The organism is Streptomyces sp. NPDC004126 (genome assembly GCF_050275515.1).
Lineage (GTDB): Bacteria > Actinomycetota > Actinomycetes > Streptomycetales > Streptomycetaceae > Streptomyces.
This window is the reverse complement of sequence record NZ_JBNNPF010000001.1, coordinates 482,981-504,942: the sequence shown is the minus strand read 5'-3', so window position 1 is coordinate 504,942 and position 21,962 is coordinate 482,981. Positions and strand designations below refer to the sequence as shown.

Annotated in this window: 12 protein-coding genes; 7 read left to right on the top strand and 5 right to left on the bottom strand. The window is 75.7% G+C overall.

Annotation, left to right across the window (positions count from 1 at the left end):
* Positions 1–2 precede the first annotated feature (2 nt).
* Genes ACQKM2_RS02330 through ACQKM2_RS02320 form a run of 3 tightly spaced genes read right to left on the bottom strand, consistent with a single transcriptional unit; the run spans position 3 to position 3,416 of the window.
* Positions 3–1,220 carry a radical SAM protein gene (locus ACQKM2_RS02330; RefSeq protein ID WP_427705734.1) on the bottom strand — a complete coding sequence of 406 codons (1,218 nt, stop codon included), beginning with the start codon at positions 1,218–1,220 and terminating at the stop codon, positions 3–5.
* Positions 1,221–1,258: 38 nt separating this feature from the next.
* Positions 1,259–2,221 carry a DUF6895 family protein gene (locus tag ACQKM2_RS02325; RefSeq protein WP_427705606.1) on the bottom strand — a complete coding sequence of 321 codons (963 nt, stop codon included), beginning with the start codon at positions 2,219–2,221 and terminating at the stop codon, positions 1,259–1,261.
* A complete protein-coding gene (locus ACQKM2_RS02320) occupies positions 2,193–3,416 on the bottom strand; it encodes a glycosyltransferase (RefSeq protein ID WP_427705603.1) in 1,224 nt (407 codons plus the stop codon). Before ACQKM2_RS02320 ends, ACQKM2_RS02325 begins: the two co-directional genes overlap by 29 nt.
* A gap of 520 nt (positions 3,417–3,936) precedes the next feature.
* On the opposite strand from ACQKM2_RS02320, the gene ACQKM2_RS02315 reads away from it, so the two are divergent.
* From ACQKM2_RS02315 to ACQKM2_RS02290, 6 genes are all read left to right on the top strand, one after another.
* On the top strand, positions 3,937–5,076 hold the full coding sequence (locus tag ACQKM2_RS02315) for a radical SAM protein (RefSeq protein WP_427705600.1): 1,140 nt from the start codon (positions 3,937–3,939) through the stop codon (positions 5,074–5,076).
* Positions 5,073–5,735: a hypothetical protein gene (locus ACQKM2_RS02310; RefSeq protein WP_427705597.1), complete on the top strand. Its 663-nt coding sequence runs from the start codon at positions 5,073–5,075 to the stop codon at positions 5,733–5,735. The genes ACQKM2_RS02315 and ACQKM2_RS02310 overlap by 4 nt, the downstream gene beginning before the upstream one ends.
* Before the next feature lie 74 nt (positions 5,736–5,809).
* Positions 5,810–5,989, top strand: coding sequence for an aroma-sacti cluster domain-containing protein (locus ACQKM2_RS02305; RefSeq protein ID WP_427705732.1), 180 nt, complete (start codon positions 5,810–5,812; stop codon positions 5,987–5,989).
* A 38-nt stretch (positions 5,990–6,027) separates the two neighbouring features.
* Positions 6,028–9,207, top strand: a complete 3,180-nt coding sequence (locus ACQKM2_RS02300; RefSeq protein WP_427705594.1) for an adenylate/guanylate cyclase domain-containing protein — start codon at positions 6,028–6,030, stop codon at positions 9,205–9,207.
* The gene (locus ACQKM2_RS02295) at positions 9,204–10,037 is read left to right on the top strand and encodes a S8 family peptidase (protein WP_427705592.1); all 834 of its coding nucleotides are present in this window, start codon (positions 9,204–9,206) and stop codon (positions 10,035–10,037) included. The genes ACQKM2_RS02300 and ACQKM2_RS02295 overlap by 4 nt, the downstream gene beginning before the upstream one ends.
* A 25-nt stretch (positions 10,038–10,062) precedes the next feature.
* On the top strand, positions 10,063–10,632 hold the full coding sequence (locus ACQKM2_RS02290; RefSeq protein WP_427705589.1) for a GAF domain-containing protein: 570 nt from the start codon (positions 10,063–10,065) through the stop codon (positions 10,630–10,632).
* 14 nt (positions 10,633–10,646) lie between these two features.
* Here ACQKM2_RS02290 and ACQKM2_RS02285 read toward each other — a convergent pair whose 3' ends face one another.
* Positions 10,647–11,303, bottom strand: coding sequence for a hypothetical protein (locus tag ACQKM2_RS02285; RefSeq protein WP_427705587.1), 657 nt, complete (start codon positions 11,301–11,303; stop codon positions 10,647–10,649).
* Positions 11,304–11,535: 232 nt separating this feature from the next.
* Between ACQKM2_RS02285 and ACQKM2_RS02280 the strand changes: the two genes are divergently transcribed.
* Positions 11,536–11,802, top strand: a complete 267-nt coding sequence (locus ACQKM2_RS02280; RefSeq protein WP_427705584.1) for a hypothetical protein — start codon at positions 11,536–11,538, stop codon at positions 11,800–11,802.
* A gap of 704 nt (positions 11,803–12,506) precedes the next feature.
* On the opposite strand, the gene ACQKM2_RS02275 is transcribed toward ACQKM2_RS02280, so the two are convergent.
* Complete coding sequence (locus ACQKM2_RS02275) at positions 12,507–21,917, bottom strand: hypothetical protein (protein ID WP_427705582.1); 9,411 nt, start codon at positions 21,915–21,917, stop codon at positions 12,507–12,509.
* Positions 21,918–21,962 lie beyond the last annotated feature (45 nt).

The following is a 21,962-nucleotide window of genomic DNA, read 5'->3' as shown; positions in this document are numbered from 1 at the left end:
GGCTACAGGCGCCCCGTCTCGTGCAGGTAGTCGAGCAGGGCGGTGTCGACGGAGTCGCGGAACCGCGCGAGGGTCAGCGCGTCCTCGTCGTAGCGGTAGAGGTCCTGGCAGGCGATCCAGCGGTCGCGGGTCCGCTCGCCCGGCAGGTAGCCGTCACCGACCGTGCCGACCTCCCAGTCGGGCTTGCCCGCGGTCTCCCAGCAGCTGGCCAGGGTGCCGTCCGCGCTCACCACCGCGCCGTAGCGGCCGCCGGTGTGGCCGCAGGTGACGCAGGTCTTGCGGGCGCCGGGGCGGCCCACGGTGAAGCCGAGGTCGAGCGCCCGGCGCTGCCACCGGCTGAAGGCGGCCGGGAGTTCGCCCGTGTGCAGCAGGCTGTTGGCGTAGCCGACCCCCACGTCGCCGATCCGGGCGAAGTACAGCGTGCACCGGGCGGGGTCGAGCGCGCCGGCCAGCCGGTCGATCAGGGCGTCCACGCCGTGGAAGGTCTCCTGGGAGACGTTCACCCGCAGCGTCCACTGGAGCGCGGTGGCCTCGGAGGCCCGGGCGATGTTGCCGACGATCTTGTCGAAGGTGGCGCCGCCGTCCGCCCGGCCGACCCGGATGCGGTCGTGGTCGGCGCGGTCGCCGTCGAAGGTGACCTGGACGGAGGTCAGCCCCAGGCCGGCGAGCCGGCGGGCCAGGGGCGGGGTCAGGAGCGTGGCGTTGGAGATCATCCAGGCGGAGGTGGGCGCGATGTCCGCGGCCCGCTCCAGCAGTTCCAGACAGCCGCGCGGGTTGAGCAGGGGCTCCCCGCCGAAGAGCAGGATCCTGAGCTTCTCCAGGCCGGCGGCGGCCATCTGCCGCTCGGTGAAGCCGAGGATCTCCGTGATGGTGTCCGAGGTCAGGCGGCTCCGGCCGATCCGGGGCGGCCGGCTGCCGCCCCCCTGGTCCTGGGCGGTGTTCTGGAAGCAGTACCCGCAGCCCAGGTTGCAGTGGGTGCTGGTGAGGACGGTCAGCGCGTAGGAGGTGATCCGGCCGGGCGCGAACATGCCGCTCTCGTGCAGCCGCCGTTCCGCGTCGGGGAGCAGGGCCCCTTCGGGCGTGACGTGCCGGTCGCGGAGCCGGGCCACCCCGCCCGGGCCCAGGAACCACCAGTTCCGCTCGCCCTTCAGGAGGCGGGCGCCGGAGGGGAGCGGCTCGGGGGCCGCGGCCTCCGGGCCGGATCCGGGTGCCCGGCCGATGTTCACGGGCAGGCCGACGTTCACCGCTTGGTCGATGCTCACAGGTTCTCCCGTACGGCCGTTGCCGCTGTCAGGGCGGGTTCGCCGGTCCGGCCGCCGGTGACGACGAGCGTCATCAGCGCCACGACGAGGGTCACTTTGTAGGACTTGCGGAAGTGCTCCACGGCCGTGGCGTCCGCCGGGGCCCGCTCGGCGGCGGAGCGTCCGGGGACCGCCCCGTCCGGGGCCTGTGCCGCGTGCAGCATCCGCAGGCCGGCCGCGCCGGAGGGGGTGCGCAGCGGGTCCGCGCCCAGGCAGTACTGGGCGAGCAGCAGCTTCGCCGTGACGTCCCAGTCGCCGAGGCCCACGCAGTGGTCCGTCAGCCGCTCCACCACGCGCAGGGCCCGCCCCCGCTCGTCCTCGGGGAGCGGCAGGCCGCGCAGGCCGAAGTCGCCGAGGTAGCAGAGGGTGTGCGCGACCTGGCAGCCGTCCAGGTCGGCCGCGGGCAGCGTGGCGGCACGGGGGAGCGGACTCGCCGCGTACAGCTCCTCGTACGGCGCGAACCGGTGCGGGACGCCCGCGAGATCGGCGTAGAACCGGGCCTCCAGGTGCAGGAACGGGGGCTTGCGGCCCGGCGCCAGGTAGCTGCCGGCCGCCAGCCGGTCCAGCACGGCACGGGGCGCTCCGCCGGCGGCACCGGCCGGGTCCAGCGCCCCGTACATCAGCTCGAACTGCCGGGCGTGCCGGCCTTCGAGGGTGAGGAGCCGGGGGAAGCCCGGGTCCTGCCAGACCGTCTCGACCACCCCGGCCACCCCGGCCAGCAAGGGGTCCCCGGGCGCGCACCTCTCCCAGGAGCGGCGGAGCATCGCGAGCTGTAGGAGGGCCTTCACGCGCGGCACCACCGGCAGTTCGCCGCGGGCGGCCGGGGAGTCGAGGTAGGGCGCGTGCTGCGCCGTCCAGCGCCGCGCGCCCGCCGACAGGCCGGCCAGGGCCTCATCCAGGCCCGCTGATCGCGTACTCATGCTTCTCCTTCGTGGGAACGGACGGCCCGGCCGGGGGAGCGGCGGACGCCCCGGCCACCCGCTCGACGACGTCGGCCGCGCGCGCCGCGCCGTCCGTCGCGGCCAGCCGGCCGCCGAGCACGCGGGCGCGGGCCCGCAGGCCGTCGTCCCGCCACGCGGACTCCAGCAGCGCCGGAGCCGGCACGGCCGGGCTCTTGGGGAAGTGCGCGGCCACACCGGCCCGCATGCAGGCGCCGGTCAGCAGGGGCTGCTCGGAGCCGTTGGGCGCGAGGGCGAGGGGGAGGCCGCGAAGGAGCGCGGCCAGCACGGGCGCGGAGGTGCCGCTGCTCAGCACGAGGCCGGCGCGGTCGACGAGCGGCCCCATCCACCGCTTGCGGACCAGCAGGACGTCCGCGTCCGGGGCGGGCCGCGGATCGGTCGAGCGGCCCTGCTCGACGACGGCCTGGAACCGGCCGCCGGTGAAGGCCTCGTTGAGCCGCGGCCACAGGCTCCGGCCCTCGAAGGAACGGCCGAGATGGACGTACACGACGGGCTTGCCCGACCGCGACAGGTGCTCTCCGATCGCCTCGGCCTCACCCGGTCCGGGCGCCGGCTCCCAGCGCAGCGGCCCCACGTGCCGGACCCGCTCGGGCAGCAGTGCACCCGGGTACTCCAGCTCCGGATCCCCCCGCAGCAGCAGCGCGTCGCCCAGCAGCGGTTCGTCCGCCCACCGCGGCGCGCGGCCCGCCAGGCCCGTCTCCTCCCGCAGGCCGGCGTGGATCCGCAGGCAGTCGTGCGTCCGGCTCTGCCGGGTGCGGCCCAGGTGCGGTTCGTCGTCACCACCGGCCGCGTAGTCCCACAGGTGCACCGAGAGCCCGACCACCACCACCGGGAGGTCCAGGGTCTCGGCGGCGAGCAGCGCGCCGTTGCAGAGCACGGAGGTGATCAGCAGGTCGGCCCCCGTCTCCCGGGCCGCGCGCACGGTCGCCCGGTACTGGGCCGCACCGCCCGGCCCCCACCACGTGGCGGAGAACGCCCGGTGGCCGCCGTACTCCTCCGCCGCGGCGAACGGCAGTCCGGCGTCGGCCGCGACGGCCGCCGCGGTGGACCGGCCCAGCACGCTGACGTCATGGCCCCGGCTGCGGAGCTCCAGACCGGCCGCGACCGCGGGATAGAGGTAGCCGCCGTCACTGAGCGGACAGAGAAGGATCTTCATGGTCGGGCCGCTCCCAGCGGTTCCGGTGCCAGAGTGGCCGCGGGCCCCCGGCCCCGGCAGGAACTGCCGGGAACCGGGTGGCCCGCGCGGTGCTCACACGAAGTGACTGATCGTCACATCTCGTGGCTGTGGTTGACGATGCAGCCGGCCTCGGCCTCTTCGTCCTCGCTGTGGGCGACGACCTCGATGTCCTCGTTCTCGGTCTCCGGGTTCGTGTTCTCGGGCATGTCCGTCTCCTTCGGTTGTCGGCGTCGTCCCGCCGGCTGAGAAGAAACGTACGGACGCCCGGTACGGGAACGCCTGGCCACCGGTTCGGCACCGGTATGCGCCGAGCACACGGACGCGGAACGCCCCCGAACCCCCGCCGCACGCCCCGCCGGTGTCCCGCGCCGGCCGCTCCCACCTGCGGACCAACCGGTCACCAGGCGTTCGTGAACCGGAAATCCGGCGCCCGCGGGCACGATCTCGGCCATCATCCGCGCGCGGCACGAGCGCGCGGCACGCGCACCGAGGAGGAGACGTGGAGCTGGCGGAACTCATCGGCCTGCGGCCGGTGCCCTGCGGCGGCCTGCTGGTGGCGCTCACCCGCCGCTGCCCCATGAGCTGCGCGCACTGCTCGACCGGCTCCTCCATGACCGCCGCCGAGCAGCCCGACCCGGCACACCTGCTGCGCTTCATCGGCTCGTTCGGCCCGCGGGACCGCCCCGAGGTCGTCATGCTGACCGGCGGCGAACCGCTGCTGCTGCCGGAACTCGCCGCCCGGCTGGCCGGCCTCGCCCGCGCCGCGGGCTCCCGCACGGCACTGCTCAGCGGGATGTTCTTCGCCCGCGGCGGCCGCGTCCCCGACCGGATCATGCGGGCGATCACGGCCCTCGACCACTTCTCGGCGAGCCTGGACGTCCACCACGAGCGCGAGGTGCCGCGCGCGGACGTGCTGCGCGCCCTGCGGGCCGTGCTCGACGCCGGGATCCCCGCCAGTGTCCACCTCACCGGCACCGGCCCCGACGACCCGTACCTCGCGGACGCCGTCGCGGACGTCCGCCGCGCCTTCGCCGGCCGGGTGCCCCTCCTCGTCAACGAGGTCCGCCCGCTCGGCCGCGCCACCGGCCTCGTCCCCGCGACCCCCGCCGGACCGGACGGCTCCCAGGCGGCGCCCTGCACCCTCGCCGCCTGGCCCGTGGTCGCCTTCGACGGGACCGTGACCGCCTGCTGCAACCAGGGGACGGTGGACCGCCGCCCCGTCCCCGCGCACCTGAGGCTCGGACACATCGCCGACGACGACTGGCCGGCCGTCCGCGAACGCTCGCTCGGCTCCCCGGTCCTGCGGATGCTGCGCGCCGTCGGCCCCCGGCGGCTGCACGCCCGCCACGGGACCGCGCCCGCCCCGGCCGGCTACTGCCGCAGCTGCCACGCACTCGCCGACCGCCCCGACGTCCTCGCGGGCGCGGCCCGCGACGGCGGCGGCCGGGTCGGCGAACTCCTCGACCGGCTCGCCGCGGAGCAGCAGCTCGCCGCCGGACCCGCCGCCCTGGTGCGCCGCATGGGCTGCGCCCGCTGGGCGCACCTCGTCGAGCCGCCGGCCGCACCGGCCCTACCGGCCGCACCGGCCCTACCGGCCGCACCGGCCGTGCCGCCCGCAGCGCAGGAGAGCCGGCGATGACCGCCACCGCGTCCCTCGCGCTCAGGACCAAGCTCATGCCGACCACCACCGCCCTGCGGGCCGCGACCGCGCTCCTGTGGCGACCGGACGGGCTGCGGCAGCGGTACCCCCGCTACCTGGCGGCCATGCATCCGGTCGTACGGGCCTCGGTGCCGCTGCTGGAGCGGGCCGCAGAACGGTGCGCCGAACTCGACGACCCGGCCGCCCGCCGCCTCGCGGCGTACTGCCTGCGCCACGCCGCGGAAGAGCGCGACCACGACGCCTGGCTGCTGGACGACCTCGCCGCCGCCGGTTCCCGGCCGGCCGCCGTACCGCACCCGGTCGCCGTCGAACTCGCCGGCGCGCAGTACTACCGGATCGAGCACGAGCACCCCGTCACGCTGCTCGGCTACATCGCGGTCCTGGAGGGCAACGCCCCCGGCCCCCGGCTCGCCGACCGCCTCGCCGAGGCCACCGGCCTCCCCGGCGCCGCCTTCCGCACCCTCAGGGAACACGCCGAGCTCGACGGCGGCCACCTCGACGACCTCCACCGGGTGCTCGACGCACTCGCGCTCCCCCCGGACCTGCGGACCGCCGTCTCCGTCAGCGCGCTGCACACGGCGGACCTGCTCACCCGGCTCTTCCTCTCCCTCGCCGCAGACCCCGGAGGACACCCGTGACCGAGGACGACGCCCCGCACGACGACGCCCCGTCCGCTGCCGCCCCGTCCGGCGGCGTCCCGCCCGCGCCCACCCTGCGGGCGCTGACCGACGCGGGCTTCGACACCGACCGCCTCAGCGAGGACCAGCTGGAGGTCCTGCGCGCCCTGGCCCCGGAGGAACTGGCCCTGCTCGTCGACATCAGGGGGCGGCTGGACGCGGCGGCCCCCGAGGTCCAGGCCCACGCCGACGTCGCGGGCGGCGCCCTCTTCTGACCCGCCGCCCCGCCGCCCCGCGCCCACCGGAGGAACCCATGCCGTGCACCTCGTGCCGGAGCGCACTGCCGCCCGACGCCCGGTTCTGCCCCGCCTGCGGCAGCCCGTGTGCCGTCGGGCCGGTCACGGGCCGGCCGACCGGCCGCAAGGTGGTGACCGTCCTCTTCTGCGACCTGGTGGGCTCCACGGCGCTCTCCGGAACGCTCGACGCGGAGACCCTGCGCTCGGTGACGCTCCGCTGGTTCGACCTGATGCGGCTGCGGATCGAGGAACAGGGCGGCACCGTCGAGAAGTTCATCGGGGACGCCGTGATGGCCGTCTTCGGCGTGCCGGCCGTACGGGAGGACGACGCCCGCCGCGCGGTCGCCGCCGCCCTGGCCATGCGGGAGGCGCTCGTCGGGCTCAACCAGCGGCTGGAGCAGGGCGTCGGCGTCCGGCTGGAGATGCGCATCGGCCTCAACACCGGTCAGGCGGTCACGGGTTCGGCGACCCTGCGGCAGGCGATGGTCTCCGGCGAGGTGGTCAACGTCGCCGCCCGACTGGAGCAGAACGCCGCCGCCGGGGAGATCCTCATCGGACCCGGCACCCTGGCCGCCGCCGGACCGGGCGTACGGACCGCGCGGACCGGCCCGCTGCTGCTCAAGGGCAAGAGGGACCGGGTCAGCGCCCACCGCCTGCTCGGCCTGGACGAGGAGGAGGGCCCGGAGGCGCTGCGCCGGTTCGACCTCGCGTTCACCGGCCGGAGCCGCGAACTCGCCCTCATCGACGGGGCACTGGAGCGCGTGGTCCGCACCCGCCGGGCCGGCCGCCTCGTGGTCGGCGGGGAGGCGGGCCAGGGCAAGACCCGCCTCGTACGGGAGTGGCTCCACCGGGCCGCGGCCACCGCCGGCGGCCCCCGCCACGGAGTCGGGCGCTGCCGGGCCCGCGGCGAACAGCCCACCCTCGGACCCCTCGCCGACGCCGTCGCCGACCTGCTCGCGGCCGGCGCCGCCACCGCGCCCTCGCCCGAACTCGACCTGCTCCACCAGGGCCTGCTGCTGGACGGAACCCCCAACCCCTCGCCCGCCGACACCTGCGCCGCCCTCGCCAAGGTCCTCGCCGGCCTCTCCGCGGCGGAACCCGTGGTCCTGGTGATCGACGACTGCCACTGGGCCGCGCAGCCCCTCTTCGACGCCCTCGACCGGCTGCTGCGCGCACTCACCGACGCGGCCGTCCTCATCGTGCTGCTCACCCGCCCCCAACTGTTCGACGCACGGCCCGCACTGTCCCTGGAGGCCGTGCCCCTCGGCGGGCTCTCCGACGCCGAGGCACAGCTCCTCGCGGCCGAACTGACCGGCGGTACGGCGCACGGCCACCCGCTCGGCCCCCGGGTCCTGGCACGGGTGGGCGGCAACCCGCTGCACCTGGAACAGCTGCTGGTCGCGGGCGACCCCGTCGACGCGGACAGCGTCCCGCTCCCGCTCCAGGCCCTGATCGGCGCCCGGATCGACGCGCTCGACCCGCCCGAGCACCAGGCCCTGGGCCTGGCGTCCGTCCTCGGCGGCGACTTCACCGCCGGCGAACTGACGGAGCTCGCCGGACGGCCCGCACCCGAGTGGACCGGGCCCGGGCTGCGGCCCGTGCTGCACCGGCTGGTCCGGCACCGCCTGATCAGGCCGGACGGCGAGGCCTTCCGCTTCGCCGGCGGACTGATCCAGGAGGTCGTCTACGCCAGCCAGTCCAAGCAGGACCGGGCCGACCGGCACGAACGGGCCGCCCGGCTGGACTCGGTCCGCCGCCGGGGCAGCGCGGCGGTCGGCGGCCACCTGGAACAGGCCCACCGCTACCGGGTCGAGCTCGGCGCCCAGGACGCCCACACCGACGGGCTGCGCCGGCGCGCCGCCGACGCCCTCGCCGAGGCCGGCCGGCTGGCACTGGCCCACGCCGACCCCGTGTGGGCGGCCGACGTGCTGTCCAGGGCCGCGGCCCGGTACGCGGCGGGCGAGCCGGGCAGCACGGCTGCCCGCAGGCGGCTCGGCCAGACGCTGCTGGACCTCGGACGCGGCCCCGAAGGCAGGGCGCTGCTCGAAGAGGTGCTGGCCGAGGGCCGGGCCGGCGGAGGGGAAGCGGTGGAGACCGCGCACGCCCGCCTCGCCCTGGCCTCCGCCGGCCGGTCCGCCGGCGGACCCGGCGCGGACGGCGGGTCCGGCTCCGCCGGAGCGGACGAGTCGCCGGCCGAGGCCGCCGACGCCACCCTGCCCGTCTTCGCGGCCGCCGGCGACGAACTCGGCCAGGCCAGGGCCTGCCTGCGGCTCGCCCAGCGCGCCCAGGAACAGGGCCGGCACCGGACGGCGGAGCGGCTCCTCGCGGGCGCGCTCGCCCACGCCGCACGCGCCGACGCCGAGCCGGAGCGGGCCGCGGCCCTCGGCGCGACCGGCGTCTCCCTCTGGCGCGGCCCCCAGCCGGTCCCGGACGCCGTGGCCCGCTGCCGCGGACTCCTCGCCGAACAGGGAGCCGGCCGCCGGGCCGTCCGGCTGACGCTCAACTGCCCGCTGGCGGTGCTGCTGGCCCTCCACGACGACCGCGACGGCGCCCTGGCCTGCCTCGCGGAGGCGGACCACCTCGCGAAGGGGCTCGGCTACGCGGAGGCCGACGCCTTCCTGCCGATCTTCACCGCGACCGCGGCCGACCTGGCCGGCCGCCGGGAGGAGGCGCTGCGGAGCCTGGACCGGGCCGCCGCCGCCGCGCGGGACCTGGGTGCCACGGCCCTGCTGCGCAGCGCCCTGCTGGACGCCGCCCGCATCCGGCTGGACCTCGGCGACTGGGAGACCGCCCGCGGCACCCTCGCCGAACTGGACGCGGAGCGGACCCGGCAGGCCCGGCCGCGGGCCGAGTCGGCGGACCTCGACGGCCTGTGCGCCCGCATCGCCGCCGCCCGGGGACGGGCCGCGACCGCCACCCGGCTCGCCGCGCGGGCGCTCGCCGCCGCCGCCCGCACCGACTCGCCCCTCGTCCAGGGCACCGCCGCCCTCGACCTCGCCCGTACGGACCTCGCGCTGGGCCGCCCCGCCGACGCGGCCGCCGCCGCGACCCGCGCCCGCCGCCACTTCGCCGCCAAGGGCCACCTCCCCGCCGTACGCCGGGCCGAGGCCGTGCTCTCCCGCTGCCACAGCCTCTCGCCCTGGCACGGCCCCGCCGCCGGACGGGCCGCCGGAGCCGGAAAGGAAGCACCACGATGACCGCCGCGCGTCAACCGGGGCCCGCACTCACCTGGGGCCTGCGCGGGCGCAGCGCCGCCGACGTGCCCGTGGAGGCCGACGGCCTGCCGGAGCCGCCCGAGCAGGGCCTCCTCGGCGGCACCGGGCGCGGCGTGCGCGTCTGCGTGGTCGATTCGGGGGTCGAACGGGACCACCCCCTGGTCGGCCCGGTCGCCCGGTCGTGGCGGGTCTTCAAGGACGACGGCGGGGTCCACGTCGAGGAGACGGAGGAGGGGGACGCCTGCGGCCACGGCACCGCCTGCGCCGGGATCATCCGGCGCACCGCGCCGGACTGCGAGCTGTCCAGCATCCGGGTCCTCGGCGACCGCTTCTCCGGCAGCGGGGACGTCCTGCTCGAAGGGATCCGGTGGGCCGTCGCCCAGCGCTTCGACGTGGTCAACCTGAGCCTGTCCACCACCCACGACCGCTTCGTGGAGGAACTGCGCAGGCTGGCCGACGAGGCGTACTTCCAGCAGACCGTCATCGTCGCCGCCGCGCACAACACGCGCGTGGAGAGCTTTCCCTGGCGCTTCTCCTCCGTGATCTCGGTCGGCAGCCACCAGGAGGACGACCCGGACCTCCACCTCTACAACCCCGAACCCCCGGTGGAGTTCTTCGCCCCCGGCCAGAAGGTCCGGGTGGCGTGGCTCGGCGGCACGTCGATCAGCAGCTCCGGCAACAGCTACGCCACCCCGTTCATCTCGGGGCTCTGCGCGCGGATCCTGTCGAGCGGCCCCCGGCTGACACCGTTCCAGCTGAAGAACGCCCTGTACCTGTCCGCAGCCAACGTCCGCGTCCACGGACGCCGGTAACGACCGGCGCCGGAAGGGAAGCCCCATGACCCAGACGACCGCCCCCGCCGTGGCGGAACTCCTGCAGTCGGTGGTGGACACCGCGCGCGCCATCTTCGGCGCGCAGGCGAGTTCCGTCATGCTCCTGGACACCGCGGCCGGCGAACTCGCCTTCGAGGCCGTCTCCGGGCAGGGACAGGAGTTCCTGGTGGGCCGCCGCTTCCCGGCGGGCCGGGGGATCGCCGGGTGGGTCGCCGCCTCGGGGGAGCCCATGGTGGTCGACGACCTCCGCGAGAGCGCCTCCTTCGACCGGGACATCGCCGAGTCCACGGGCTACGTCCCGGACGCGCTGATGGCCGCCCCCCTCGTCCGCGGGGACCGGGTCCTCGGTGTCCTGGAGGTGCTCGACCCCTCCCCGCAGGCCCGCTCCGGGCTGCCGGAACTCGACCTGCTGGGCCTCTTCGCCCGGCAGGCCGCCGTGGCCCTGCACGTCCTGACCACCCACACGCCCCGGCCCGCCCCGGCCCCCCGGGACGCGCCGGACGCCCCGGACGGGCCTTCGCGCACCGAACTCCTGCGCCTGCTCTCGGAAGCCCGCCGCCTCCTCGGCGAGTGAGCGGCGGCGCGGCCTCAGGAGCACAGCACGTGCACCAGGGCCTCCAGCGAGGTGTTGTCGAGCGCGGTGCGGTGGGCGAGCTTGTTGCGGGACGCCCGCAGGGTGCGCAGCCGGTCGGCTTCCGGCTGGCCGAGCCGTACGTGACCCTGCAAGTGGGCGCGCCACATCGCACCGAGCTCCATTTCGGCCCGTGGGCCGTAGCGGGCGGCGAGTTCGGTGACGGAGATCCGCGACCGGACCCCGATCACTTCGGTGAACCGCTCACGGGCGTCGTCGATCAGGTGCAGCAGCGCGTGGTTCTGGGCGAGCCAGACGAGGGTGCGCACGCCGTGCTCGCGTTCGGCCTCGGCTTGGGGGCGGCGGCGCAGCCGCCCGTCCCACCTGTCGATCCTCCCCCGGTCCCATTCGGCACGCAGGGAGGCGTTCGGATGGAGCGGGGCCGCCGTGGGCTCCGCACCGCGCGGACCGGGCACCGGGACCCGGTCGGGTTCCGGTCCGTCCGTGAGCCGCAGCAGATGGGCGGGGAGGCCGTCCGGGAGCCCGTCCCACTCGACCGCCAGCCGCGCCGCCAGATCGAGGAAGGGGCCGCACACCTCGACCACGGTGGCCTGCGCCACCGCTTCGAAGAGCTGGTGGCGGGCGGCCGGACCGGACGGGCGGGGCCGGGTCACGGGAACGGGCTCCGGTCCTGCCGCCGGCTCCGGCGCCCGGGTCGGTCCCCCGGGTCTGTCCGGGCACGGAGCCGGGCGGGGATCCCTCCTGCGGCCCGCCGGCCTGGGACGCCGCCGTTACGAGTTCCCCGATGCGCGCCTCCAGCACGGTCAGCGACTCCTGCAGCGGCACGCGGTGCGGAGCGTCGGGCGCGGTCCTCTCCAACAGGGCGCGGAGCCCCTCGCGGTCCTCGTGCAGCCTGCGCAGTTCCTCGGCGCGCTCCGCCGCGGTTTCCCGCAGCTCCCGCACGATCTCGTCGAGTTCGGCGAATCCCGCTCCCGCCGACCACTCCCGGCCGCCGCCGGCGAGCCGGTCCGCGATCCGGGACCGGGCCTGGCGCCATTCCTCCAGCCGCACCGTGAGCAGTTCCGGAACGGCCCGTCCCGCCCGGACCCGGCCGAGGGCCTCCTCCAGGAGCAGGCCCAGTTCGTGCGACCGTTCCCCCAGTACCTGCCGTGACGCGAGCAGCTGCTCGTCGGTGATCCCTGCGGTCAACGGGTGGTCCTCTTCTCCTTGAACGGCATCAGTCTCGACGGCCCCTTCATCCCCGACGTCGCGGTCGCCCCCGGCTCCGCCTCCGGGACGGCACCGCCCGTCGCCGCGCTCGCAGCGGCACGGACCCGCGGCGGCCGAGGCGGCTTCCCACAGGGCGTCCCAGTGCTCCCGGACCCACTCGCCCTCGGTGTCCGGATTCGCCGTGAGGCCGTAGAGGGTGATCTGCGCGAGCACGGGATCGACCGCCCTCAGCATCTGCCGCAGATGCTCCGGGGCGGGCGCCGACAACCGCTCCGGCGGGTGTCCGTAGCACCGCTCCAGGCGGTGCAGCGTCCAGCCCGTCGCGTAGTGCGCGATGGCCGCGAGGCTGCCCGCCCCCGCGCGGCTCAGCCACGTACGGGCCGCCAGCACCTCGCGGCGCCGCACGCGCGGGGTCAGCCCCTTCGGGGCATTGGCGATCCCCGGTATGTGCTCCAGCATTCCGGGAATCAGGAGGAGTTGCCTGAGGGCGCGGTCGTCCAATCGGGTCACCCAGGCGCGGAGCCCGTCCCCCTCTGCGTGCATGGCACGGATCTTGCCAGACGCACGTGCCGTTGTAAGGGGCTTCCGGCGGATCGGGCAACTCCGTCGAGGGGTACGGGCGTTCCGGCCGCCCGCGCCCCCGGCCGTCACCGCACGACGCGTGCCTCCGCCTCCTTCAGGAGGGCCTCGGCGTACCGCGCCCCCGGCTCCGACAGCGGCAGGTACGCCGGCATCAGGGTGATCGGCAGACCGGTGGGCACGACCGCCTGGAACACCGAGTGGACCGCTCGGTACTGAGCCTGCAACGGCAGCCACCGCGGCACCGCCCGGCCGTCCGGCGGGCTCAGACTCAGCCCGACCCGGGCCAGCCGGTTCAGCAGCGGGGCGTCCTCCGGCAGGTGCTCCGCGTCGTCGAGTCGGCCCACGGCGGCCAGCAGCGCCCGAGCGACCCGGGCCGCTTCGCGCTGCGGCAGCCCCAGCGGGCGCTCCATGACGGCCCGCCCGAAGTCCTCCACGGACGCCACCTGGCCGAAGGACAGCTCCTTCGCGAGGTAGACCGACCGGAGCCGGCGCCATTCACCGTCGAGCACGTGCCGCTCCGGCCGGGTCAGCCACTCGGTGACGAGGGGCTCGGTGTGGAGCGAGCTCACCGCCCGGTCGCCGACGCGGCCCAGCAGGAACGCCTGCCAGCCGTTCGGCAGCCGGGACACGCCTTGGGGGACCAGGGCCCCGATCCGGCAGGCGGCCAGCGACGGCGCGAGGTCGACGGTCTCGTCCGCCTGGAGCACCACGACCCTGCCGAGTTCGGAACAGAGCCACTCCGCCACCGCCGCCGCGGCCGCCCGCTGGGCTTCGGCGATGTCCTTGCCCGAGGCCCCCTCCAGCGCGCCGAGCGACCAGATCACCTTCCGCCCCGCGGACCTCGTGTCGGGGAGCGGCGTGCCCTCCAGGCCGGTCTCGTAGGCCTTCCTGTATGCGGCGAACCATGCCGGGACCAGGTTCGCGACCGGCCTCGGGCTCTGCGTGAAGGTGCGCAGCGACAGCTTCTTGAGCTCGCGGCACATCCACTCCGGCAGGTCCACGACCGTGCGGCGCGAGCCCGGTTTCACGAGCTGGACCGTGCCGCGGCCGGTGACCCGCTCCAGGCGGGCGACCTCCGCCATCACGTCGTCACCGGGCCGGCCCTCCGTGGGGCCCGGCACGTACTCCGCCAGCACTCCGAGCGGGGCGACGGACACCAGCAGCCGTCCCACCGCCTGCTTGCCGGCCGGGGCCGCCTCGCCGGCCACGGTCACCCGCACCAGCTGCCCGGCGGTCATGTTCTCGTACTCCCGGACGACCAGCGGGTGGTCGACCAGGCTGACCCGGCAGCGGTCGCGGCGCAGCACGGTCAGCCGCCGCGCGGCGCGCAGGTGCGCCACGAGCAGCTCACCCGGCACGCCCGTCACCCATGCCGCGTCCTGCGCCGGCAGCCAGCGCAGGGCCTGGCTCCGCTCCTCCCGGCAGAGCACGCCCAGACAGGCGCCGTCCGGACCGTTCACCGCCAGCAGTGCGCGGACGACGGTCTCGCCGAGCCCGTCCCCGCCGGTCGGCAGCCCGCTCCGGAGCGTTCTCGTCCCCACGTCCCAGTGCAGCCGGACCAGCCGCCCGTCCGCCACCAGGGCCGCCGCCGTCGGCGCCGTCGCCTCGGCCGGCAGTCCGGGCAGCAGCCGCTCCACGTGCACGCGGACCAGCGCCGCGCCGCAGCGCATCACGAGCTGGCCGTGGCCCAGGTCCACGACGGGACGGGCCAGCACCGTGCCCTCGGGCCACATGCCTCCCGGCTGGTGCCGGCGCGACACCGTGACCGCGGCCTCCGGGCGCCCGTCCGGGACGGTCTCCACCGTCACGGGCAGCACGCCCAGTTGACGCAGCACGGCGCTGCCCGTCGTGGCGCCCGCCGCCAGGTCGTCCCGCAGCCACTCCGCCCTGAGCCAGGTCTCCTTGGTGAGCGGCGCGAGTTCCACCCGGACCCCGGGCAGCCCGGCCACCCGCAGGCCTCCCCCCGCGGGGTCGGCCGCCAGGAGCACCACGTCGCCCGGCCGCACCGAACCGGCGGACGCGGGCGTCACCTCGTTCGCCCCGTCCAGCCACACGCTGCTGCCGACGGGACACGCCGTGATCAGCTCCTCTTCGGCCGGATACGGGAACGCCGCCTCGCCCTCGCCCAGATACAGGGCCCCCGCCCCGTCGTCCGCGTGCATGACCGGGAGCAGCACCCGGGTCGGTCCCTTGTCGCGCAGGGCGCCCCGCAACCCCGGCCGCCAGTTGTCCAGGACGAGGTGTCCGCATTCGTTCACGCCCCCCTCGACCCGCCCGTACAGCAGGTCGCCGGGGGCGAACCGGGACCAGTCCAGGTCGGCCAGGGAATGCCCGTCGGAGAAGCGGACGAGCTCGCCGCGGACCTCCGCGACACGTCCCGGAGTCAGCTCCAGCCAGACGCTGCCGCCCTCCGCCCGGGCCACGGCCCAGTGCGTGCGCTGCTCCGCGCGCAGATCCTGGAAGGTCTCCTCCAGGAGCTCGGTCGCCGGGAACCCGTGCTGGCGCAGTGCGGACGGCTCGTGCCGCAGCGTCCATCCGTCGCCGTGCGGGGAGAAGAAGACGGGCTCGGCGACGGCGCGGGCGAGGGCCGGCAGGGCACGCGGGTAGGGCCGCTCCCCGTTCTGCGGCCACGTCTTGGTCTGGGAGTCGTGGTAGCGCCAGCCCCCGTTCTCGCACGCCTGCGCGATCTGGCGCGCGGGCGCGTCCAGGAACGACACCTGCGCCCACGGTACGAGCCGGGTGGCCGCGGGCTCACCGCCCGGTGTGCCGCCCACGGGCCGCACCCGCACCCCCGCCGTCGGCGTGCCGGCGTCGAACTCCAGCATCCCGGCGCGCGGATCGTCCGCGGCGACGAGCTGGGGGTACACGTCGCCGTTCAGCGTCGTCCTGCGCACCACGCCCGCGATCTTGGGATGCTCCGTGTGCAGCAGGGCCGCACCCGCGTCCTTCCGGGCCGTGGCGTTGAGACCGGGAAGACCGGCCACGGTGAACCGCCCGGGAGCGGCCGCGTGCCGGACGTCCTCGGCCTTCTTGAGGCTGTCCTTCGGGAAGACCACCGCGTACCGGCTCTTGTCGTCCAGGTACGTGATGTCGGCGGGGATCGCCTGGTGGACGCGGACGTCCTCCGCCTCGTCCAGTGCCAGGCGGACCACGGACCCCGGGGTGATCCCGTCCGCCATCCGCAGCGGGGAGGTCTCGAAGACCACGCCCGGCCGGAGCTCGATCCGCTGCCCCTTGGCGTGGACCACGCCGAAGCAGCCCTCCGGCTTGCCCCGGAGGTAGCTGCGCAGGGTCTCGGTGCTCCGTACGGGCGGCGACTTCGTGGATCCCTGCCACTGGTTCGCGGCCGGACCGCCGTCCTCGCCGTGGTTCCCGAGCTGCACGAGCATGCGCGCCGTACCCCGGTAGGCGCCGAGGCCCTCGGTCTTCGCGGCGCGCCGCAGACAGCTCTCCCGGTGCGAGAAGTCCCGCCGGGGGACCACCACCGTCAGCGGGTCGCCCTCCTGGTGCAGGCCCTCGGGCAGGGCGAACCGCAGCAGGTAGTCGTTGCGCGTCTCGAGGATGACACCGGCGTCCAGGTAGAGCCGGTCGTCCTTGCACAGCCCCGATTTTCCGTCGGCCGTGGCGTGCGGTACGACGGTGGCGAAGCGCAGGGCCCGCTGCCTGCGGGCCGTCGTCTCCGGCACCAGGCGCGCGAGTACCAGCCGGCTGCCCGAGCCCGAACCCGGTGCGGCGAGCAGCGCCCGGGCGTCCCGGTCCTCGATCCGGGCGCTCACCGCCTGCTTCTGGGCGTGCAGGTCCTCCTCCGCGTCCCGGCCGAGTCCCCGGGTACGGGTCAGGGCCTGGTTCACCGTCACCCGGCCGCGGTCCCGGTCGACGGTGACGTCGAGCAGGTGCACGACGTTCGCCTTCGTCGCCTCCGTGTGGATCTGCCGCTCCACGCCCTTGGAGATGTCCGAGAGGTCGACGAGTACGGTGATGCCGCCCGGCACCGCACGGCTCTCGTCGGCGGAGAAGGCCATGGCCTCGACACGGTCCCCGTGGAAGAGGGCGAGACCGTCCGGGTCCAGCGGCTCCCCGCCGACCACGAGCGCCTCGACCGGGATGTCGGCGAACCACCCGTAGCCGAACTCGAAGCGGGCGGCGAGACCGCCGGCGCCCTCCTCGACCCCCACGTAGTACGGCTTGCCCCGGGTGTGCCGGGGGTCGCGGAAGTCGCAGGGGCGTCCGTCCGCCGCGGCGTACGGGGCGATCGTCTCCATGAACTCGGCGGTCGACAGCGGCGCGGCCCGCAGGAACGAGGCCGCGTAGCCGGCGCCGTGCGGCACGGGCACGGCACGGACCAGGTCGGTCGAGTAGTTGCGGCCCGCCACCCAGGCCCGCGGCTCGTCGAGCAGCTCCAGCCACGGCCGGCGCGCACCCCCGGAGTCCGGCGCCTCGTAGGCGGCCAGCGCCAGCCGGTTCTCCGGGGTGAGCCGGCCGGTCAGCGCCAGGCCGGGCAGCTCCTCCAGCAGACGGTCCCAGGCGGCCACCGGATCGTGCGCCTGCCGGACCGGCGCGGGGTCGCGGCGCCGGGTCGAACCGACGGGCGAGAGGTCGAACTCCCGCCGCACCCGTACGTAGCGGGTGTCGTCCGGCCCGGCCGGGTCCGTGGGCACCGGCACGGCGACGTCCCACACGCTCACCCGCTGCTGCTCCAGGTGGACGGACCGGAAGTCGTTCCCCAGCTCTATCCCCGTGGTGTGGCCGACACGGTGGCCTCCCTCGTGCTGGATCACGACCGGGAAGGAACCATCGCTCCGCTTGTTGCCGCCGCGCCGGGCGTTGACCCGGCCGGCCAGACCGGGTTCGTCACCGGCGGCGGCCCCCGAGGATAGACGGGCCCGCGCGAAGGGGTCCTGACGCACCACCAGCGGCGTGCCGTCCTCGCCGCGGGTGTGTCCGACCGCCTTCCAGTCCGGTCCCGGCTCCTGAGCCCACTCCCACAGGGCCTCGAGGTGCAGCATGCGCTGTCGCACCGCGAACACCCAGCCGTCGGGCGTCGGGGATCCGACGAGACGGTCCCCGACGGAAGGGGCCTCGACGTCGAAGCACCCCACCGGCAGCACGGCCACCACGATGTGCGTCCCGAGGTCGAACCAGGCCCGGACCAGGCCGACCCGGTCGCCCTCCATGATCTGTGCGACGACCAGGCCGCCGAGCTCGGGCACGTCGAGCAGCGCGGGGTCGCACGGCGGGACGCAGCGGCCCGCCAGCTGTGCCGTCGGCACGGCCGCGGCCGGCGGCCGCCGGTGGTCCGGGTAGGGCTCCACGGCGTAGTCGGAGGTGACGAGCGCCTTGCGGGGAGAGGTGGGCGACAGCGCGGGGAAGTCTCCGGTCAGCGTGAGCGACTCGGTCGGGATCCGGCCCCAGAGCCCTTCCTTCGTGGTGGCCCTGTTCACGGCGTTGAAGGCCTTGCGGGTGCCCCGCACCAGGTCGACGACGGTGTGCACCGGAACCTGGGAGAACCAGGCGTACTGGTCCGGGGTCGGCTTCTCCTCGACGATGCCCCGTTCCTCGAAGGGCTGGACCCGCACGAACGGCCCGCGCGCCCGCAGGTCGTCCCAGGACTCGACGCTGCAGACCGCCGGGGTGACCTGGGGCGTCGGACCGGCGAACTCCACCCTGACCGAACGGGGGAACCCCTCGATCCCGGGAACGTCGACCTGCCACTCGGGCTGTCCGGCGGAGTCCGTCCGCAGGAAGGCCTCCTCGTGTGCGAGCCGGTCCCTCCCGTGGTCCTCGGCATCCTCTCCGGCCGGTTCGCGGCCCGCCGTCGCGCCGTCGAAGACCCGGAGCCACTGGACGTTGCGCTGGTCGAAGGGACGTTCGGAGGCCAGGCGGAGCCGGCTCTCCCCGCTCCGGAGCTCTGCGTGCACGATCAGTCCGGCCGGCGCCCCGAGGCACTTCTCCTCAAGGAGCTGCCAGTCCTCGGGATCCCATGCCGCGGGACCGAGCACGTAGCACTGTCCGGGTGCGGTGGCGAACCGCCAGGCGGCCCCGAACCCGGAGCGTTCTGCGGCCTCCCCGGACAGCACGAGCCGGACGGCGGCGGTCCCGGTTCCCGTGCCGGCCGCCACGGCCAGTTCGGGCAGGCCGGCGTCGAGGGGTACCCAGTGGCCGAGCTCGGCGTGCCATTGGACCGGTGTCCGCGCCGGCCCGGCCGGCCCGCCGTCGTCCCCGAAGGCCCGCGACAGGTCGGGGTCCCAGCGGCGGCGGGCGGCGGTGTCCTTGCCCCCCTCCCCGCGAGGATACGAGTCGGGGGCGGCGACGCCGTCCACGGAGAGGCGCAGCCAGGGGGCGCGGTCCGTGCGGGAGAGCCGCGCCTCGCGGACCTCCCCGTGCCGCTGCTCCTGCGGCGCGAGGCGGGCGACGCTCGACAGCTTCGTGTCGTCGGGCGCTGCGAGCCGGACGGCCACGGTGTCCCCGAGCTTCCACTTCTTCGTCTCGTGCGGTTCGAGGCCGCACTGCACGGGCTGCTCCAGGCCGCAGTTGACGAGAAGGGTGGTGGGCTGCTGCCCGCGTGGCGGCGGCGAGCAGACGATGCCGAGCACGAAGGAGTCCGGCTCCGGACGGGGCACGTCGGGTCCGGCGTGGAACAGGTCGCGCACGTAGGGGCGCCCCGACCTCCAGATCCCCGCGCCGCTGCTCTCGTTGCGCGAGTACGAGAGGACCTCCCCTGCGCGCCGGTCCTGGACGACCGCCTCGACGAAACGCCGGTCCGCACCGTCCTGGACCGCCGGCCGGCGGTCCACCGGATACACGGCCGGCCGCTGCGTGCGGTGCCACACCGAGGACATCACCTGGACGAGCGTGGTCCCCTGGCCCTGGACCTCGTTCTCCGCGGTGGCCCGCAGGAAGCGGACCAGCGCCGCCTCCGTTCCGCGTCCGGAGACCCGGCTGAGGTACGTGGACCACGGACTTCCGTGCCCCATGACCGGAGGGTTGCCGCCCCATTTGTGGTAGAGGGCCCGTAGCACCCGAACCCGCAGCCGGTTCGCCATCTCGGGCGGAAGGGTGCGGGAGGTGAGCTCCTCGAACAGCCGGTCGTAGTAGAACTGCGCGCCGCCGCTGAGGTCGACGATCACGTCCACCACGTGCTCCAGGACGCTCAGCAGGCGCTCCTGAGAACCCGCCCCCTCGACCTGTGCCCGGAACATGTCGAACATCCGGGAACGCACGTAGCGCGGGAGGTGCGTGGGCGTGTTGAGGGCCGTGACCGTGCCGCTCCAGTCTCCCACCCACTCCGCGTGGGAACCCTGGTCCCCGAGCTCGGGCCGGCCCAGCAGCGCCGCGACCCGCAGCGTACTCACCGTGACCGGCGTGATCGCGTACCTGTCCGTCTCCGACAGGAACTTGGACAGGCCCTTGGCCATGTCCCGCCACTCCTCCACGGAGAACGAGTCGCGGCCCGGGTCGACGGGACCGCTGAGGGCCAGTCCACCGGGTGTGAGGTTCGGCAGGAGCGACCCGTCGTGGAGCCGGGGTCCCTGCGGCGACCAGTCCCAGCGCAGTACCTCGTACCGGGAGTGCGGGTGGAGGTCGCGGTGCAACTGGGCCGCGCGGACGGCCGTCGCGGAGTGCGGGTTCCGTTCCCGCTCGCGGATCAGGGTGAGCAGGGTGTCGGCCGGGGGAGCGGCGCCCGTGAACCACCGGCCGCCGGCTTCGGTCCGGTGCGGCCCGGTGCCTCCCGCCGACGCCTCGTGCACCCAGTGCAGGGCCACGCTGCGGGCGCCCCAGTCCGGCAGCGGGGGGTACGGGGGGCCGCTCGGCGGGCTCGGGAGCTCGGACACCACCCGCACGATCTCGGCCGGGTGGACGCCGGAGCGGGCGCCCTTGCCGACCCAGTCCGCGGCCCCCGCCGCGCGCAGGAGCAGGGAGCACAGGTGGCCGGCGTACAGCTGGGCCTGGTGCGGCGCTCCGTGCACGGCGTCCATGAGTCCGCCGAACGTCCGGTACAGGGTGTCGCGCACATGGACGAGCAGCACGACGAGGTGGTCCTGCTGCCCGCCGGAGTCCGCAGCCCCGGGGCCCTCGCCCGGCGCCTCGCGGGTCAGCAGTCGCGAGGCGAGGAGCCCCGCACCGAGGAGGCGCACCAGCTGTTCGGGCTGGTCGTCCCGGAGGGCGGGCGTCTGCGCGGGAACCCCCGCGGGGACGGTCCCGGGCCGGTCCCGCGCCGTCTTGGGCGGGACCGGCGGCGTGTGGTGGTACAGCCAGGGCGACCACAGCCAGGCCGCCGTGCCGGGATCGGTGTCCTCGGCCGGTCCCGCGGTGAACTGCGGTGGGAGGCACTGCCGGGCGGGGTGGCGCAGGGACAGGAGCCGGTAGGTGTGCCGGAGCACGGGGTCGTACGAGGTGTAGGGCAGCGTGACGGCGAGGCGGGCGGGAGCTCCGCGCCGCCCGCCCGGCTCGCCGACGCGTCCCCGCGGATCGGGCGACCGCCACCAGCGCGCGAGCCGCTCCACGGTCTCCGACGGCGCGTGCTCGGCCGCGACCGACCACAGCGCGGACTGCCAGAGGACCGACGGCATGGCCGAGTTCTGGGCGGACCCCACCCCACCGAGCCGCTGGTACGCGGACCGCCGGGCCTCGCACTCCTCGGGCGGCGGCAGGTGACCGTCGTCCGTCCACCGCTGGATCCAGCCGTACAGGCGCTCGCCCGTCAGCGCCTCCTGCTCCAGGGCGTCCAGGGCGCGGGCGGGGTGCGGGTCCGTGAACTCGCCGGACAGCGTGAAGGAGACCCGGGCCGCCGTCGCCAGCAGGTCGGGTTCCATGTCGAACGCCCCGCGCGATGCCAGTGCGAGAGCCGTCCTGATCCTGTCGGTGGTGTCGGGGCGGAGCACGGCCGCGAGCTCGGCCGCCTGCAACAGCGCCAATCGGCCGTGCCGTCCGCGCAGCGCGTTCTCGATCAGGGCCGGGCGGTCGTCGAGGAGCTCGCCGACCGCGCGCCGGTCGCGGCCGGCCAGGAACCGGGCGATCACCAGGGCCGCCGTCGGCGCCAGTTGCTCGACGAGATCGTGGTACGGCGGGATCGAGGTGTCCGCTTCGGCGGCGTCCTCACCGGCGTCGTCAAGGAGGTCGCGCAGCGCGGCGAGTGCTTGCCCCGCCTCCGGGCCGCCGGCCGTCCGCAGCGCCGACCCGAGGCGGGCCCGCAGGTGCTCGGGCGCCACGGACGCGAGCTCCCGGTTGAAGGCGGCCGCGCGCGCGGGCACCTCGGTCGTCCCCGCGAACCGGGTCTGCGCGGTGAGGACATGGGGCAGGGCGTAGAGGGCGGTCGCCGTCCCCGCCCGGGCGAGGCTCTCCACCGCCGTGGAGACGATCTCCTCGGAGCGGTCGGTCTCGGCCGGTTCCTGCAATGCGGTGAGGAGGTCCAGCTGAATCGCGGCCGTTTGCGGCGGCAGCCCCAAGGCAGCGCAGAAATACCAGTGTTCGAGCATGTGCGTCCCTTTGCCTGCGGCCCCCGGCGGGAGGCAGAGCGAGTG